At 65.9% G+C, this 16,788-nt stretch carries 14 protein-coding genes; 9 read left to right on the top strand and 5 right to left on the bottom strand.

Going from position 1 to position 16,788, the window contains the following annotated elements:
• Positions 1-24 precede the first annotated feature (24 nt).
• Positions 25-1,428 carry a DUF308 domain-containing protein gene (locus HWX62_RS18425; protein WP_175931716.1) on the bottom strand — a complete coding sequence of 468 codons (1,404 nt, stop codon included), beginning with the start codon at positions 1,426-1,428 and terminating at the stop codon, positions 25-27.
• Positions 1,429-1,774: 346 nt separating this feature from the next.
• On the opposite strand from HWX62_RS18425, the gene HWX62_RS18420 reads away from it, so the two are divergent.
• The 8 genes from HWX62_RS18420 (at position 1,775) to HWX62_RS18385 (ending at position 11,201) form a co-directional block, all read left to right on the top strand.
• Entirely contained in the window at positions 1,775-2,413 is a 639-nt protein-coding gene (locus tag HWX62_RS18420; protein WP_175931715.1) for a hypothetical protein, read from the top strand.
• A gap of 47 nt (positions 2,414-2,460) precedes the next feature.
• Positions 2,461-3,027, top strand: coding sequence for a helix-turn-helix transcriptional regulator (locus HWX62_RS18415; protein WP_175931714.1), 567 nt, complete (start codon positions 2,461-2,463; stop codon positions 3,025-3,027).
• A gap of 77 nt (positions 3,028-3,104) precedes the next feature.
• The gene (locus HWX62_RS18410) at positions 3,105-3,686 is read left to right on the top strand and encodes an HD domain-containing protein (protein ID WP_175931713.1); all 582 of its coding nucleotides are present in this window, start codon (positions 3,105-3,107) and stop codon (positions 3,684-3,686) included.
• Positions 3,687-4,556: 870 nt separating this feature from the next.
• Complete coding sequence (locus HWX62_RS18405) at positions 4,557-5,462, top strand: DUF3658 domain-containing protein (RefSeq protein WP_244136060.1); 906 nt, start codon at positions 4,557-4,559, stop codon at positions 5,460-5,462.
• 43 nt (positions 5,463-5,505) lie between these two features.
• Positions 5,506-6,264, top strand: coding sequence for a DsbC family protein (locus tag HWX62_RS18400; protein WP_175931712.1), 759 nt, complete (start codon positions 5,506-5,508; stop codon positions 6,262-6,264).
• A gap of 325 nt (positions 6,265-6,589) precedes the next feature.
• Positions 6,590-7,768, top strand: coding sequence for a macrolide transporter subunit MacA (gene macA, locus HWX62_RS18395; protein WP_175931711.1), 1,179 nt, complete (start codon positions 6,590-6,592; stop codon positions 7,766-7,768).
• 2 nt (positions 7,769-7,770) lie between these two features.
• Positions 7,771-9,813, top strand: coding sequence for a MacB family efflux pump subunit (locus tag HWX62_RS18390; RefSeq protein WP_175931710.1), 2,043 nt, complete (start codon positions 7,771-7,773; stop codon positions 9,811-9,813).
• Between the two features lie 14 nt (positions 9,814-9,827).
• A complete protein-coding gene (locus HWX62_RS18385; RefSeq protein ID WP_175931709.1) occupies positions 9,828-11,201 on the top strand; it encodes an efflux transporter outer membrane subunit in 1,374 nt (457 codons plus the stop codon).
• A gap of 37 nt (positions 11,202-11,238) precedes the next feature.
• On the opposite strand, the gene HWX62_RS18380 is transcribed toward HWX62_RS18385, so the two are convergent.
• The gene (locus HWX62_RS18380; RefSeq protein WP_175985200.1) at positions 11,239-12,777 is read right to left on the bottom strand and encodes an MFS transporter; all 1,539 of its coding nucleotides are present in this window, start codon (positions 12,775-12,777) and stop codon (positions 11,239-11,241) included.
• Positions 12,778-12,966: 189 nt separating this feature from the next.
• Here HWX62_RS18380 and HWX62_RS18375 point away from each other — a divergent pair, with 189 nt between their 5' ends.
• The gene (locus HWX62_RS18375) at positions 12,967-13,902 is read left to right on the top strand and encodes a LysR family transcriptional regulator (protein WP_175931414.1); all 936 of its coding nucleotides are present in this window, start codon (positions 12,967-12,969) and stop codon (positions 13,900-13,902) included.
• Between the two features lie 53 nt (positions 13,903-13,955).
• On the opposite strand, the gene HWX62_RS18370 is transcribed toward HWX62_RS18375, so the two are convergent.
• The 3 genes from HWX62_RS18370 to mmsB are packed head-to-tail and all read right to left on the bottom strand — an operon-like array spanning position 13,956 to position 16,782.
• Positions 13,956-15,095 carry an enoyl-CoA hydratase/isomerase family protein gene (locus tag HWX62_RS18370; RefSeq protein WP_175931415.1) on the bottom strand — a complete coding sequence of 380 codons (1,140 nt, stop codon included), beginning with the start codon at positions 15,093-15,095 and terminating at the stop codon, positions 13,956-13,958.
• On the bottom strand, positions 15,092-15,883 hold the full coding sequence (locus HWX62_RS18365; protein WP_175931416.1) for an enoyl-CoA hydratase: 792 nt from the start codon (positions 15,881-15,883) through the stop codon (positions 15,092-15,094). Before HWX62_RS18365 ends, HWX62_RS18370 begins: the two co-directional genes overlap by 4 nt.
• Positions 15,880-16,782, bottom strand: a complete 903-nt coding sequence (gene mmsB, locus HWX62_RS18360; RefSeq protein ID WP_175931417.1) for a 3-hydroxyisobutyrate dehydrogenase — start codon at positions 16,780-16,782, stop codon at positions 15,880-15,882. The genes HWX62_RS18365 and mmsB overlap by 4 nt, the downstream gene beginning before the upstream one ends.
• Positions 16,783-16,788: the final 6 nt, after the last annotated feature.

Raw genomic sequence — 16,788 nt, 5'->3', positions numbered from 1 at the left:
GGCCCGCGTCCGGCGCCACGCGTTTCACTTCATCGACGCCGCCTCCGAACCGCCCGGAGACAGCGCCGCGCTGTCCTGCTCGCGCCACGCGCGGCGCGACGCCATGATCGCGCTCACCGCCGAGCGCGCGACCTTCCACCATGCGAACGGACGCGGATCGGCGAGCATGCTGAGCGCGCGCGCATAGTCGAGCGTGAGCCCGGGCGTCCACGCCATCGTCACCGCGCGCTTGCGGATCTGCGCGGCCACCCACAGCTCGGGCGTGAGCAGCAGCCGCCCGAACGCGCCCCACCCGGCCCGCGCGCCCTTGAGCCGCCACACCGCGCCGTCGAGCGCGGCCTCGAGCGCATTCGACACGGTGCTCGAGCAGTTGCGGTGGGTGAGGTTGTACGTCGTGTTCTGCCGGTACGACGACCAGAACGCCTCGAGCTTGGCCGGATCGTAGTTGCGGATGCGCACGCGCACCGTCGACGGGCACCATGCTGTCGACTCGGTCGCATAGTCTGGTTGGAACAGGCCGGGCACGTCGTTCTCGCGCGTCGCGCGCAGGATGCGCGCGAATTCGTCCGGAGAACGATCGATCTCGACAGCCGGATACAGGCTGATGTAGATGCCCTCCGGCGATTCCAGCGCCGCATGGCCGGTCGAGATCACGCCGTTGACATCCACCGCCGCGATATAGCGGTCGATCACCGGATAGCGCTGCGCTTCGGCCTTCGACGTACCGGTCGGCGTCCATACATGCACGGTGAGCGCCCGCTCGCCGTCGGCCGGCGGGCCGTCCCATTCGGATTGCGCGAACTGCGGCAGGTGCTGCGCATCGTCGAGATCCGGGGCAAGCGCCGGCGCGGGCGACGTCGCGAACGCCGGGTTGCGCGTCAGCCGCCGCACGCGCGCCGCGAGGCTCAGCATGTGCATCCCGCCGAACATCAGCAGCAAGCCGAGGCAGTACGGCACGGTGCCGACGTAGTGCGTCGGGTACGGCTGGAAGAAGAAAATCGCGAGCAGGATCTCGACGACGCCCCACGCGAATGCGACGTTCCAGCGGCGATAGCGCACCATCCACGCGGACGTGCACTGCAGCAGCCCGTCGACGAGAAACAGCGTGCCGAAGATCATCGACAGCAGGAAATGGCCGTGATGATGGCCGGCAAACACGAGCCCCGCGGCCACCACGACCGCGATGCCCTTCACATAGCGCAGGATGCGCTGCCCGCCGACACCGCTGCCGGCCACCGCGAGCGTCGCGAGCCCCTCGATCAGGAACAGCCACGCGAACAGCTCGATCGGAAAATGCAGCGCGCCGTCGAGTGCGTCGATGAAAATGCCGACGCCCGCGGCCACCCATAACCAGCCGAGCACGGTCAGCCCGCGCCAGCGGGTTCGCAGATATTCGATGCCCAGCAGCAGCAACACCAGTCGTACCATCGCGCCCTCGTATCTTTTTCGGGATACGCGCGGCCTCGCGCTCCCTGTCGTTTCGACCGCGCGTCGGGCGACGTGCCGGCCGGCAGGCGGTCAAAGTTGCCGGCGCGTCATGCCGTCGACATGACCGATCACGGCCGGCACGCGCCGCTCTGGCCGAATAATAAGATATGGTGGGGCCGGTTGAAAGCGTCGCGAAAACGTTGTCGGCGGGGCGCGGACGGGCAAGGCTGCCCCGCTGCCACGGCAGATTTCCGGTTCGACAACGCGCGGCGGATACGCGAGAATCCGGCTTCCGAGGGCGAAAGCCACAGAACTGAACCGAACCGCACAGACGGGACAACAAGAAATGAGCACATCCATCACGCGCCGGCGCCTGCTGGTCGCTGGCATCGCCGCGAGTAGCCTTGCGCTGTCGGGCTGTTTGACGCCGAAGCTGTACAAGAACGACGCCTACACCGAATACGTATCCGCATTCATGATGACCGAAGACGGCAAGAAACTGGTCGTCCTCGGCGCGCGCTACCATTACATCTTCGATCTGCCAGCTCAACTGCGGCCGGTACTGCTGTCCGGCTACCGGAAATCGGTACGCACGACATTCGAGGGCTTTCATGCGAGCGGCGGCAGCGTCACCGGGCATTACCGGATCGTGCTGCCGAAGAACGCTTCGGACGACGATCGACGAGCCGCCTCCGCCGACGGCTTCGTCAGCGAGCCGGCCGGCCTCGTGCTCGAAGGCGACATCGACGGCAAGCGCTACTCGACCGAAGGCTTCGTCGAGAAGGACAAGGCGGCCGCGCAACCGTTCAACCGCCCGTACTCGGTTTACATCGTGGAATCGCCGTCCGTCGTCGGCATGGGTCTGCGGATTCTCGCCACGCCGATCACGGTGGCCGCCGATGGCGTACTCGTGCTGGGCGGCATCGTGCTCGTGCCGTTCGCGGCCATCGCGATCCAGGCAAACGGCGGCATCCGGATCATGTAACGGCGCTGTAACGGCGCGCACGGTACGGTCCCAACGGGAGCATCGCCATGACCGCCTCACCGCTTCATACGCCGTCGCTCGGCCCCCAACTCAAGCGCTGGCGCGCGCTGCACCGCGTGAAGCAAAGTCACGCGGCCGAACTGTTCGGCGTCGCGCAGTCGACGATCTCGCGCTGGGAGGCCGGCCTTCAGCAAATGTCGCCCGACGAGCGCGCGACGGCAGAACGGCTGCTCGCCGCGCGCCTCGATTCGGCGGGCGACCACGCACTCGCGCGGCTGATCGCCTGCAGCGCGGGCCGCATGCATCTCGTGTGCGACCTCACGCACCGTCTGCTCGCCAGTTCGCCGGCGCGCGCGGCCGAGTTCTCGCAGCCGCTTTCGACGCTGCTCGGCACGTCGCTGTGGCGCTACGCGACGCCGGAGATCGTCCGCATGGAAGCCGCGCTCGACCCGCTCGGCTGGCACGATCGCGCGGGGCCGCCGAGCGTCGAGTTCGACACCGGCGCGAATGCGTCGCGCGTCGTGCCGATTCGCGGCGGCCGGTGCCGGTGGACGCGGATGACGCTGTCGGACGGCTCGGCCGTGCGGCTCGTGGAAACGCTCGACACCCACTGACGCGCCGCGCATATTTCATGCGTGGACGCAGCGCGGCCGGCCGGCGTACGCTTGACGGCTCATCGCAAGGACAGATCTTGAATCCCGATACGATCCACGCGCGGCTCGCTTTCCTGCGCGAAGCCGAACGCCTGAAGGACGTGCTGCGCAGCGGCTATACGTCGGCCGGACGCGCGGAAAGCACGGCCGAGCACAGCTGGCGGCTGTGCCTGATGGCGCTGGTGTTCGCCGACGCGCTGCCGGGCGTCGACCCGCTGAAGCTGATGAAACTGTGCGTCGTCCACGACCTCGGCGAGGCGCTGCACGGCGACATCCCCGCGATCGAGCAGGCCGCGCACCCCGACAAGCGCGCGCACGAACGCGACGACCTGCTGACGCTGACCGCGCCGCTCGACCGCGCGGTGCGCGACGAGATCGTCGCGCTGTGGGACGAATACGACGCGGCCGCGTCGCCGGAAGCCCGCGCGGCGAAGGCGCTCGACAAGCTCGAAACGATCCTGCAGCACAACCAGGGCAGCAATCCGCCCGATTTCGACTATGCGTTCAATCTCGGCTACGGCCGGCGCTACACCGATGCCGCACCAGTGCTCCGCGCGATCCGCCAGATCATCGACGCCGACACGCAGCGCAGGATCGACGCGGGCGGACGCCGCGCGTAAGCGCGGCACGGCTGTAGCACGAGGCACGCTGTTGTCGTACCCGTCGCCGACTGTTCGGTACATCCGTAGTCACTAGCGGCGCGCGAACCTCTCCACCCGGAAGCCATGTTCGACTGACACGACTGGCAAAGCCGCCGCGCGTCGCATTCGGCACCAGCACGGACGGGCTACATATCCGGCCGCCTTCCATGCCCGCCAAGCGAACGCCATCTGCTCGATGCCTTCGCCTCCATCCGGGCAGTCCCCCGCTGCTTTTGCCGGACCGGACACAACATCCACGCCACTCCCCAACGGCACTCCAGTTTCCTGCCCGGATAAGCGAAACCTCTTGACCCTGCCGCTCGCGAGGATTCCGAATCAACTCATGTCGCAATTGGGAAACACCAACCAATCCGATTTGACAAATTTAACAAAAATGACAATCAGCAACAATTGAATTATCTCAAAAAAATAAATGCTTGAAAAAACACTTCTCAGAAAATTAATCTACCAAACACAGGAATACTAAATTGAAATCAGCAATTAAATCTCAAAAACATACCCATTGCATCAAGAAATCATTGTCTTTCCTCAACCCGTCACAACGGAGGTTTCGATGCATTCCAAGCAAAGCTTCTTCACTCGAAAGGCCACCAGATCGGCTGCAGTCACCTTTGGCATCGTCATTGCCTTGCTTCATCCTGGCAGTGCTGCTGCCGACGGGCTTGCGAGCAAGATCCTCGAAGGTCCGAACACTTCCAATCAACGAGCATTCACAAGTTGCTCTGTTTTCTACACAATGTGCATTCAGCGATATGGCAGCAGACCCGGCAGCACGGCTGGCATGACACGATGCGCAGATTGCTTGAATAACTGCAATCGCTCGAATGGATGGTGGCCGATGATCAGCGGTTGCGCTGTATAACGACAGTGATGTGCTTCGTCGCGAGTAGTTATGTCGATGGCGCTCACCCGAACAAAAATCCGTCGTTCGCTCGCGACGAGGTTGAAATTTCTACCCAATATCAAGGCACACCAATGCTCCAAAACAAAGATCACCAAAATTTGATCCAGGCATCATTCTCGGACATCACGTCCAATGTCATCGCATCTGCAATTTCAGACGGGCGGTTGATGGGATCACACGTTCTTATTGGCGGAAACTGGCACCTCGGTCCTCTCAAAGAACGCAACATCTCGACACTGTCAGCGTGGTTTTCCGATAATTTTGGGTACATCCCAAACGACTTGACCATCGACACCCCTATCATCCCCACCAACGATTCGATCAAAATATGTGCATGGGTAAATCCATTATCATCAATAGAATATGCGAATTTCATACACTGGGTAAGTCACGATACTCCACGCGATTTCCTGTTGATTTCGATCCCGGAAGAACTGGCCCATCCGTCTGCGGATAATTTCTTCGATCTTGCCGAACTTCTCGACAACGCGGTTGAAAGAAAATCGACCGACGCTAACCTCTACATTACAGAATGGGGCTCCCTGGTTGAGGAAAATGCCGATTTTAGAATGATCAACAAAATTGGAAAAATTCAATCATTCCGATCATCGGATTTCGATGAATACATCATCAATTCCATGACTCGGAAGTGGGAGTCCACGCCGATAGTAGTATTGCGCATAATGAAAAAAATCCGCTCGGAAAGACGTGATTTTCCGGGAGACATTTTTCTCTATCATCGACTCGAGAAATTCTTCTTGAACGGCATCATCGAGAAGCAAGCTGAAGTCAGCATCACGCAAACACAGATACGAATTGCGAGTACCTGACATCTCCATTCCTCAGCCATGCAAATTTCAGCTTCCACACGCCATGCCGAATAATCTAAAGTTACTCCTGACATCACTCTTTACAATCGCGCTCGCCACGGCGCACACCGAGACAGCCGCCGCTAATGTAGAAGCGAACTTGCAACGAGAATTGCAAGCCAAACTCCCCGAACTGAAGATAGAGAATGTTATGCCGTCAAAAATCGACGGATTATATGAGGTCACTGCAAATTCACAAATTTTCTACAGCAATTCATCGGCATCACACATTATTATCGGCAACCTGTTCGATACCAACAGCCAGGAAAACATAACAGAAACACAACTCAATAAAATTAACAGCATAAACATCAATGACCTTCCATTCCAATACGCCATCAAACAGAAAAATGGAACCGGAGAGCGCGTGATCGCTACATTCTTCGATCCGAACTGCTCGTTTTGCAAGAAAATGAGTCCCGAGCTAGGCAAGGTTCCCAACGCAACCGTATACATTTTTCTGTATCCAGTTCTTTCTACCGACTCCGCCATCAAATCCGAAATCATCCTGTGCGCCGACAACCGACTCCAAGCATGGAAGCAATGGGTCGAAAGAGGGAAAACCACCGTCCCCCGCAAGCGTTGCCAGTCCACCATCACCAAAGAACTCCTTTCACTCGGAAAGAAGCTCAACATCAGGGGAACACCCACCACGTTCCTGCCTTCCGGAGAAAGAGTCGCGGGGTTTATTTCCGGGAAAGATTTGGTTGACAAGATTGATCGCAATAACCACGTGGAACTTAGAACCCCATCCAGCCCTTGAAGTTGGAAGGGTCATTCCGCGATCACGGTAGCGCGGATCGAATCCGGGTGACGATCCTCTCCGCCCCTTGTATTAACCTGCCATTCCATGAATTGAAACACCGACAATGCTCGGCAGCCACGCCGCAGAACTGTCGGCACAATTCAGCACAATTCCTACACGAATTCACGAAATTACCTCGATTATCATGGCCGCCTGACCCGAACCCGCACCGCCGCGCGGTCATCCGACTCCTGTATCGATCTGCACTGCATGCCGCGATTGCAGGACCACCCTGATTGGCCGTCCACGCCGCCGACGCCCGACTCATCCATGTCGTATTCTCATGAATAAGAAGATCCGCCGCCGGCTCACCGTGCTGGCCATCAGCGGTGCCGCCATTGCCACCGCTGTTGTAGCAATAACGATAGCCACACCGAACAAGCATCCGCAATACCTGTCCGCGCCCGTCACGCGCGGCGATCTCGAGAACGCGGTGCTCGCGACCGGCTCGCTGCAGGCATTCAAGCAGGTGGATGTCGGCGCGCAGGTGTCGGGGCAGTTGAAAACGCTGAAGGTCAAGCTCGGCGACAAGGTCACGAAGGGCCAGTGGCTCGCCGAGATCGATCCCGTGATCTCGGAAAACGCGCTGCGCCAGGCGCGCGCCAGCGAAGAAAGCCTGCGCGCGCAGCAGCAATCGGCCGCCGCGCAACTGACGCAGGCGGAACTCGCGTTCCGCCGCCAGCAGGCGATGCTGCCGGACGACGCGACGTCGCGCGAGTCGTTCGAGGCCGCGAAGGCGACGCTCGACGTGCAGCGCGCGACCCTCGCGTCGCTCGCCGCGCAGATCCGTTCGGCCCGCATCCAGATCGAGACCGCGCAGGCGAACCTCGGCTACACGCGCATCGTCGCGCCGATCGACGGCGAGGTCGTCGCGATCGTCACGCAGGAAGGCCAGACCGTGATCGCGCAGCAGCAGGCGCCGGTGATCCTGAAGCTCGCGAATCTCGACACGATGACGGTGAAGGCGCAAGTGTCGGAGGCCGACGTGATCCGCGTGAGCGCCGGTCAGACCGCCTATTTCACGAGCCTCGGCGAACCGGACAAGCGGCACTACGGCAAGCTGCGCGCGATCGAACCGGCGCCGCAGAACTACGCCGACGCGCAAAGCCCGCTCGGCGGCGGCTCGAAGCCGAACGCCGCGGTGTTCTACAACGCGCTGTTCGACGTGCCGAATCCCGAGCACCGGCTGCGCATCGCGATGACCGCGCAAGTCAACATCGTGCTCGGCAACGCGCGCAACGCGCTGAGCATCCCGGCCGCCGCGCTTGGCGAGAAGCGCAAGGACGGCACCGTCGCGGTACGCGTGCTGCGCGCCGACGGCAGCACGGAAACGCGGCATGCGCGCATCGGCATCAACAACAACGTGCGCGTCGAAGTGCTGGCCGGCCTCAAGGACGGCGAGCGCGTCGTGATCGGCGAAGCGTCGGCGGACGAGCACGTCCCGCTGTCGGACGCGGTGTGACCATGCGCCAGCCCCTGCTGAAACTCGCCGCCGTCACGCGACGCTTTCCGGCCGGCGAGAAGGACGTCGTCGTCCTGAACAACGTCAACCTGTCGATCGACGCGGGCGAGATCGTCGCGATCGTCGGCGCGTCGGGCTCCGGCAAGTCGACGCTGATGAACATCCTCGGCTGTCTCGACCACCCGAGCGAAGGCACGTACACGGTCGGCGGACGCGACACGCAGATGCTCGACAGCGACGAGCTCGCGCAACTGCGCCGCGAGCACTTCGGCTTCGTGTTCCAGCGCTATCACCTGCTGCCGCACGTCGACGCGGTCGCGAACCTCGAAATGCCGGCGATCTACGCGGGCACCCGTCGGGCGGAACGGCACGCACGCGCACGCGAGCTGCTCGCGCGCCTCGGGCTCGCCGATCGCGCGCATCATCGGCCCGGCCAACTGTCCGGCGGCCAGCAGCAGCGCGTGAGCATCGCACGCGCGCTGATGAACGGCGGCCAGGTGATTCTCGCGGACGAGCCGACCGGCGCGCTCGACACGAAAAGCGGCCAGGACGTGATCCGCATCCTGCACGAGCTGAACGCGCTCGGCCATACGATCGTGATCGTCACGCACGACAAGGCCGTGGCGCGCCATGCGCGGCGCATCATCGAGATCAGCGACGGCGCGATCGTCGCCGACCGGCCGAATCGTCACTACGCGGACGCGCTGGCGGAAGCCGGCGTCGGCGCGGCGGCAACGGCAGCAACGATCGAACCGGCAACCGACACGGCCTCCGCCCCGGCTTCCGAAAATGCACCGCCGCCCGCCGACACCGATCCCGGCCCGCACGCCCGACGCTTCGCGGCCGGCACCGGCCGCTTCGCCGAGGCGTGCCGAATGGCGTGGATCGCGCTCGTATCGCACCGGCTGCGCACGCTGCTGACGATGCTCGGCATCATCATCGGCATCACGTCGGTCGTGTCGATCGTCGCGGTCGGCGAAGGTGCGAAGCGCTACATGCTCGAAGAGATCGGCAGCATCGGCACCAATACGATCAGCCTCTATCCGGGCACCGACTGGGGCGACAGCCGCGCGGACACGATCCAGACGCTCGTGCCCGCCGACGTCGCCGCGCTCGCCGAGCAGCCGTACATCGACAGCGCGACGCCCGAAACGTCGCGCACGCTGCTGCTGCGCTACCGCAACATCAACGTGAACGCGCTCGTGAGCGGCGTCGGCGAACGCTACTTCCAGGCGCGCGGAATGCGCTTCGCGCTCGGCGTCGCGTTCGACGACGACGCGGTGCGCCGCCAGGCGCAGGTGGCCGTGATCGACCAGAACACGCGCCGCAAGCTGTTCGGCGCGACGCGCAATCCGGTCGGCGAAGCGATCCTGGTCGACAACGTGCCGTGCGTCGTGATCGGCGTGACCGCCGACAAGAAAAGCGCATTCGGCAGCGTGAAGAGCCTGAACGTGTGGGTGCCGTACACGACCGCGAGCGGGCGCCTGTTCGGCCAGCACCATCTCGACAGCATCACCGTGCGCGTGCGCGACGGGCAGCCGAGCGCCGCCGCCGAGAAAAGCCTCGAGAAGCTGATGATCCAGCGCCACGGCCGCAAGGATTTCTTCACGTACAACATGGACAGCGTGGTCAAGACGGTCGAGAAAACCGGCCAGTCGCTGACACTGCTGCTGTCGCTGATCGCGGTGATCTCGCTCGTCGTCGGCGGGATCGGCGTGATGAACATCATGCTGGTGTCGGTGACCGAACGCACGCGCGAGATCGGCATCCGGATGGCGGTCGGCGCGCGCCAGTCCGACATCCTGCAGCAGTTCCTCGTCGAGGCCGTGCTCGTGTGCCTGCTCGGCGGCACGATCGGCATCGCGCTGTCGTTCGGGCTCGGCGCGCTGTTCTCGATGTTCGTCACGCAATGGAAGATGGTGTTCTCGGCCGGCGCGATCGTGACCGCGTTCGTGTGCTCGACGCTCACCGGTGTGATTTTCGGGTTCATGCCCGCGCGCAATGCGTCGCGGCTCGATCCGATCGATGCGCTCGCGCGCGACTGACGCAAAAAACCGCCATGACGCATTTCTCCCCGCTTCACCGCCTCGGCGCATTCGCATGCGCGGCCGCGCTGCTCGCCGGCTGCGCGGGTGCGCGCCACGATCCGCTGCCGGCCGTCGCGATGCCCGCGAACTGGGCCGCGCCGGTCGCGACCGACGCGCCGGCCGCCACGCGCGACTGGTGGCGCAGCTTCGGCGATCCGCAACTCGACGCGCTGATCGACGACGCGCTGCGCGCCAACAACGACCTCGCGATCGCGGCGATCCGCGTGTATCGCGCGCAGTTGCAGGCCGGGCTCGTCGATACGAACCTGACGCCGAACGTCACGCTCGGCGCGAACGGCGCCGTGTCGCGCACGCTCGATACGCACCGGACGAGCCAGTCGAGCGGCCTCAACGGTTCGCTCAGCTACGAAATCGACCTGTGGGGCCGGCTGGCCGCGCTGCGCGATGCCGCGCACTGGGAAGCCGACGCGACGGCCGCCGATCTGGAAGCCGCGCGGCTGTCGCTGATCGGCACGACCGCGGCGCTGTACTGGCAGATCGGCTATCTGAACCGGCAGATCGCGCTGGGCGACGCGAACATCGCGTATGCGGAGCGCACGCTCGCGCTCGTCCGGTCTCGGCACGCGGCCGGCGCCGTGTCCGGGCTCGATCTCGCGCAGGCCGAGCAGAGCCTCGCCGCGCAGCGCGCGGCGCAGACGCAACTGATCCAGCAGCGCACCGAAAACCGCCATGCGCTCGCGATCCTGTTCGACCGGCCGCCGCAGCAGCTTGCGGCCGAACCGCCGGCACTGCCGGCTGCCGCGCCGCCCGAGGTAGCGGCCGGCCTGCCGGCCAGCCTGCTCGGCCGGCGCCCCGACCTGCGTGCGGCGGAATTCCGGCTGCGCGAGTCGCTCGCGCAAGTCGACGCGACGCGCACGAGCTTCTACCCGACCTTCACGCTGACCGGCAGCGCCGGCACGACGAGCACGAGCCTGGAGCGCGTGCTGACGAATCCGGTCGGCACGCTCGGGCTCGGCCTCGCGCTGCCGTTCATCCAGTGGAACACGATGCAGTTGCAGATCAAGGTGTCGAAGTCGCAGTACGAAGAGGCGGTGGTCGGGTTCCGCCAGCGGCTCTACACGGCGCTCGCCGAAGTCGAGAACGCGTTGTCGGCACGCGTGCAGCTCGAACGCGAAGCCGAACAACGCGCGCTGTCGCTCGCGCAGGCGCAGCGTGCGGAACGGCTGGCCGCCGCGCGCTTCGCGGCCGGCGCGACCGCCGTGCAGCCGTGGCTCGACCAGCAACAGGTGCTGAGGAGCGCGCAAAGCGCCGACGAACTGACGCGCCTGAACCGGCTCAACAACCAGATGAAGCTCTACCGCGCGCTCGGCGGCGGGACCTCCTGACCGGCCGTCACACGCCACCGGCCGCACGCCGGCCGCGTCATTCGCACACGGCCGCCCCGCGCCGCGCCGGCGCGAACGCCACCGCGCTCGCAGTCGCGAGCACGGCCACGCCCGTCGCGCCGTACACCATCACCCAGCCGAAGCCGTGCACGAGCGCCGCGTGCAGCGCCGCGCCGGTCGGGTCGGCCTGCGCGAGCGCCGGCGCGAGCGCCTGCAGCCCGTCGGTGCGGCCCGCCGCGATTTCCTGCGCGAGCCTGCGCAGCGCCGCGTCGCCGATCGCGCCGGCCGGCCCGCCCTTCAGGCTCGCGACGATCCCCGCCACCAGCACGAAACCCATCGTCGCGATGTTCAGCGCGAGCGAGATCATCCGCGCGCTCATGTCGATGCCCGACGCCATCCCGGCCCGCGCGCTCGGCACCGCGCCCGTCGTCGTGTTGGTGACGGGCGTGTTGGTCAGCCCGAGCCCGATGCCGGCGATCGCGCAGCCCGGCAGCATCGTCAGCCAGTTCGCATGATCGGCCGCGCTGCCGAGCCGCATCAGCACGAAACCGGCCGCGATCGTGAACAAGCCGCCCGGAATCACGACGCCCGGCCCGTAGCTCAGTGCGAGCCGTTCGCCGACCGGCGGCACGATCAGCGTCGGTAACGTGTAAGCGAGCAACGCGAGGCCGGCCGTCACGCTGTCGTAGCCGAGCGCGACCTGGAACCAGATCGGCAGGTAGATCATGAACGGCCAGAAGCTGAAGTTCATGCCCATCGAGCCGAAGATCGCACCGGTGAACGCGCGGATCCGGAACACCGAGAAGTCGAACATCGGCCGCGCGCTGGCGCGCTCCGCGATGAAGAAACCGAGCACCGCGACCACGGTCGCGCCAAGCACGCCGACGCCGGCCGCGCTCGTCAGCCCGAGTTCGGCGCTTTGCGTGATGTAGAACGCGAGGCCGAGCACCGCGAGCGACAGCGTGACGATGCCCGCGACGTCGAGCGAGCCCGCATGCGGATCGCGCGATTCCTGCACGGCGCCGCCGATCAGCACGAGCGCGACGGCCGCGAGCGGCGCATGGACGAGGAACACCCACGGCCAGCTCGCCAGCGCGACGATCGCCCCGCCGACGATCGGCCCGAACCCGAGGCCGATCCCGAACACGATTCCCCAGATCCCGAACGCGCGGCCGCGCTCGCGCCCTTCGCGGAACTGGTGCGACAGCACGGCGATCTGGCAGATCAGCATCGCGCCGCCGCTCGCGCCTTGCAGCAGCCGCCCGGCGACGAGCACCGGCACGTTCGGCGCGAGCCCGCACAGCAGCGATGTCGCGCCGAACAGCACGGTGCCGGTCACGTACACGCGCTTGCGGCCGAACCGGTCCGCGAGCGTGCCGGCCGCCATCAGCACCGTCGTGCACGCGATCGTGTACGCGTTCATGATCCACTGCATGCCGTTGAAATCGCCATGCAGCACGTGTTCGAGCGTCGGCAGGATCACCGGCACGCTCGAGATTTCGAGGCCGAACATCAGCGACGTGAGACAGACGGCCGCGAGCGCGACCGCATTCCTGCGGGAGTCGGATAGCGTCATGCGTATTGCGCGGCGGCCCGACGACGGGCCGCGCGCCTCCAGGTGAATAGGGATTCGCCGCGTGCGGCCGGCGACGCACGCTGGACGGGAATCGGTACTATAGTGAGAATTTGCCTCCCCATTGACGCGTGCATTTCCACGCACTGGGGAATTCCAGGACCCAATCGACGCAACCCAACGCAACCCACGATGACCGACAGACTCGACGGCGTAACGACCTTCGTCCAGGTAGTGGAATCGGGCAGTTTCGCGCTCGCCGCGGAACGGCTCGAGATGACGCGTTCGGCGGTCGGCAAGGCGATCGCGCGGCTCGAGAAGCGGCTCGGCGCGCGGCTGCTGCAGCGCACGACGCGCAGCCAGAGCCTGACCGACGACGGCCAGGCGTACTACGACCGCTGCGTGCGCGCGCTGGCCGAGCTGGAAGCGGCGGAAGCCGATCTCGACTGCGGCCGCAACGAGGCGCGCGGCAAGCTGCGGCTGAGCGTGCCGCTCGCGTTCGGGCATCACTGCGTGACGCCGATCGTGCTCGACCTTGCGCGCACCTACCCGCACCTGCGGATCGACGTGTCGATCACCGACCGCTTCGTCGATCTCGTTGAGGAAGGGATCGACCTCGCGGTGCGGATCGGCCCACTCGCCGACAGCACGAGCCTCGCGGTGCGGCGGCTCGGCACGCAATACGGCAGCCTCGGCGCTGCGCCGTCGTATCTCGCGCGCCACGGGATGCCGCGATCGCTCGACGATCTGAAAAACCACCGCACGGTCGCGTATTCACGCTCGGGCGTCGTGCAGCCGTGGTACCTGCGTGCGCCGGACGGCTCGACCGTCCACATCGACATGCCGCATCAGCTCAGTTTCGACGACGTGCAGGCGATCGCGGCGGCCGGTGCATCGGGGTTCGGCATTGCATGGCTGCCGAGCTGGCTGCTCGATCAATACGTGCAGCGCGGCGAGATGGTGGTCGTGCTGGATCGCTGCTTCGTCTGCGAAGGCGACATTCACGCGATCTGGCCGAAGACGCGCTACCTGCCGCGCAAGACGCGCTGCGTGATCGATGCGCTCATGCAGGCGGTGCCGCCGATGATCGAACGCCCGGCGCCCGCGAACGACAAGAAGGCGGGCTGAAGCGGACGCGCCGCACGGGCGCGTCGGGCCATGACGGGGCCGTCAGGCGGCGATCACGCCGCGCCGAGATCGGCGAGCGGATGCGCGAACAGCTTCCACGGCGACGTCAGGAAATGCCGCACGCGTTCGGCGCGCAGCTCGACGAGCGACGCGGGCGCCCAGCGCGGCTTGCGGTCCTTGTCGACGAGATGCGCGCGCACGCCTTCGCAGAAGTCGCCTTCCTCGATCGCGCGCGCCACGATGCCGAGCTCCATGCGGAACGATTCGGCGAGCGTCATTTGCCGGCCGCGCAGCAACGCCTCGCGTGTCACGGCGAGCATCGTCGGCGAATGGCTTGCGAGCGCATCGAGCGTCGCCTGCAGCCATTGGCGGTGCTCGCGCGCCAGTTCGTCGCGCGCCAGATCCTGCGTGAGCGTCGCGACGATCCGCTCGACGGTCGAGCGCTTGTCGAAGTGGCGGACGATCCACGGCATCTGGCCGTCGAGCGCCGCATGCGGCACCACGTTGCACGGCGGCTCGAACACCTTGCGCAGCAACGGCAGCGCATCGCCGTCCCACTTCACGCTTTCGATGCGCGTCTCGAACGTGTCGAGCCACGCGGACGGCACGCACAGATCCGCGAGCTTCGCGGTGAGTGCATCGGCGCCCGACAACATCGCGCCGGTCAGCCCCACGTACAGTTCGAGTTCGGCCGGCATGCCCGACAGGAAATGCGTCGCGCCGACGTCGGGCACGAGGCCGATGCGCGTTTCCGGCATCGCGATCTTGCTGCGCTCGGTCGCGACGCGCAGCGCCGCGCCCTGCGCGAGGCCCATGCCGCCGCCCATCGTCACGCCATCCATCAGCGCGACCACCGGCTTCGGGAACGTGTGGATCGCGTAGTCGAGCCGGTATTCGTCGACGAAGAACGGCAGCCAGGCTTCGCGCTGCGCGACCATCCGGTACAGCGCGCGCACGTCGCCGCCCGCGCAGAAGCCCTTCTCGCCCGCGCCGCGCAGCACGACCGCGACGATCTGCTCGTCGCGCCGGCAGCGCTCGAACAGTGCGGCCAGCTCGCCGATCATCGCGTACGACAGCGCATTGAGCGCAGCCGGCCGATTCAGCGTGATCAACGCCACGCGGTTCACCACGCGAAACAGCACCTCGGGCGCATGCTCCGCGAGTGCATCGTGATTCGTCACCGGCGTGCTCATCGTTGCGGCTCTCCGTCGGTGCGCCACTGGGGCGCGCGCTTGCCCAGGAACGCCGCCACGCCTTCGCGCGGATCGGCGGTGTCGAACAGGTCGACGAAGCGTTCGCGCTCGACCGCGAGCGCCGCGCCGCGCGGCACGCCGCGGCGCGCGAGGCCGATCAGCTCCTTGCTGTAGACGACCGCGTGCGGGCTTTGCCGCGCGACGTTGCGCGCCAGCGCGAGTGCCGCATCGCGCGCGGCGCCGCTTTCCACCACGTCCTCGACGAGACCGATCCGCAGCGCGGTGGCCGCATCGACGCGCGCGCCGGTCAGGATGATCTTCTTCGCCCAGCCTTCGCCGACGAGCCAGGGCAGCGTCTGCGTGCCGAGCCCGCACGGCAGCAGGCCGACCGACGGCTCGGGCAGCGCCATCTGCGCATGCGTTTCGGCGATTCGCAGGTCGCATGCAAGCGCGCATTCGAGACCGCCGCCCATCGCGTAGCCGTTGATCGCCGCGATCGTCACCACGCGCGCGTCGTGCAGCGCCTCGAACGCCGCGCCGAAACGCGACGCCATCGCACGCGCGACCGCGCGATCGCCGTCGGCGAACGTGTTCAGGTCGGCGCCCGCGCTGAAGAATTTCGGGCCGTCGCCGGTGATCACCAGCGCGCGCACGCGCGGGTTCGCATTCAGTTCGGCGACGGTGGCCTGCAGTTGCTGCAGCCCGTCGGCGGTAAAGGCGTTCGCGGGCGGACGCTTGAGCGTCGCGCACGCGATCGCGCCGTCGTCGACGTAGTCGAGTTCGATCATGAGGCGTCCTTCTTCGTAGCCGGTTGATACAGGCGGATCACCGCCGAGAAATCGAGCTGGCCGTCGCCGCGGCTGCTCATCGTCTGGTACAGCTGCTGCGCGAGCGCGCCGAGATAGACGGGCTGGCGCGCCTGCTTCGCCGCATCGTTCGCGAGGCCGAGATCCTTCAGCATCAGGTCGGTGCCGAAGCCGCCCGAGTAGCCGCGCGACGACGGCGCCGTGTCGATCACGCCGGGATACGGGTTGTAGGTGTCCGAGCTCCAGCAGCGGCCGGTCGACGTGTTGACGATGCCGGCCAGCACCTTCGGGTCGATGCCGAGCGCGACGCCGAGCGACATCGCCTCCGACACCGCCGCCATCGAGATGCCGAGCACGAGGTTGTTGCACACCTTCGCGACCTGCCCCATGCCCGTCGCGCCGCAGTGGACGATGTTCTTGCCCATGCCGGCGAGCACCGGTTTCACGCGCTCGAAATCCGCGTCGCTGCCGCCGACCATGAAGGTCAGCGTGCCGGCCGCCGCGCCGCCGGTGCCGCCCGACACCGGCGCATCGACGAACGCGCCGCCGTGCTCGCGCACCAGCGCGCCGAACGCCTGCGCGCTCGCGGGGTCGATCGTGCTCGAATCGATCACCGTCGCGCCCGCGCCGAGGCCGGCCAGCACACCGTTCTCACCGGCGAGCACCGAGCGCACGTGCGGCGCGGCCGGCAGCATCGTGATCACGAACGCGGCACCCGTCGCCGCGTCGCGCGGCGACGTGGCCACCTGCGCGCCGGCGTCCTGCAGTGCGCGCAATGCGTCGGCGCTCAGGTCGAATGCATGCACGTCATGGCCGGCTTTCAGCAGGTTCAGCGCCATCGGGGCGCCCATGTGGCCGAGGCCGATAAATCCGATTTTCATGTTCGT

The organism is Burkholderia sp. BCC0506, from assembly GCF_902833145.1.
Lineage (GTDB): Bacteria > Pseudomonadota > Gammaproteobacteria > Burkholderiales > Burkholderiaceae > Burkholderia.
This window is presented reverse-complemented; position numbering and strand designations above follow the sequence as displayed.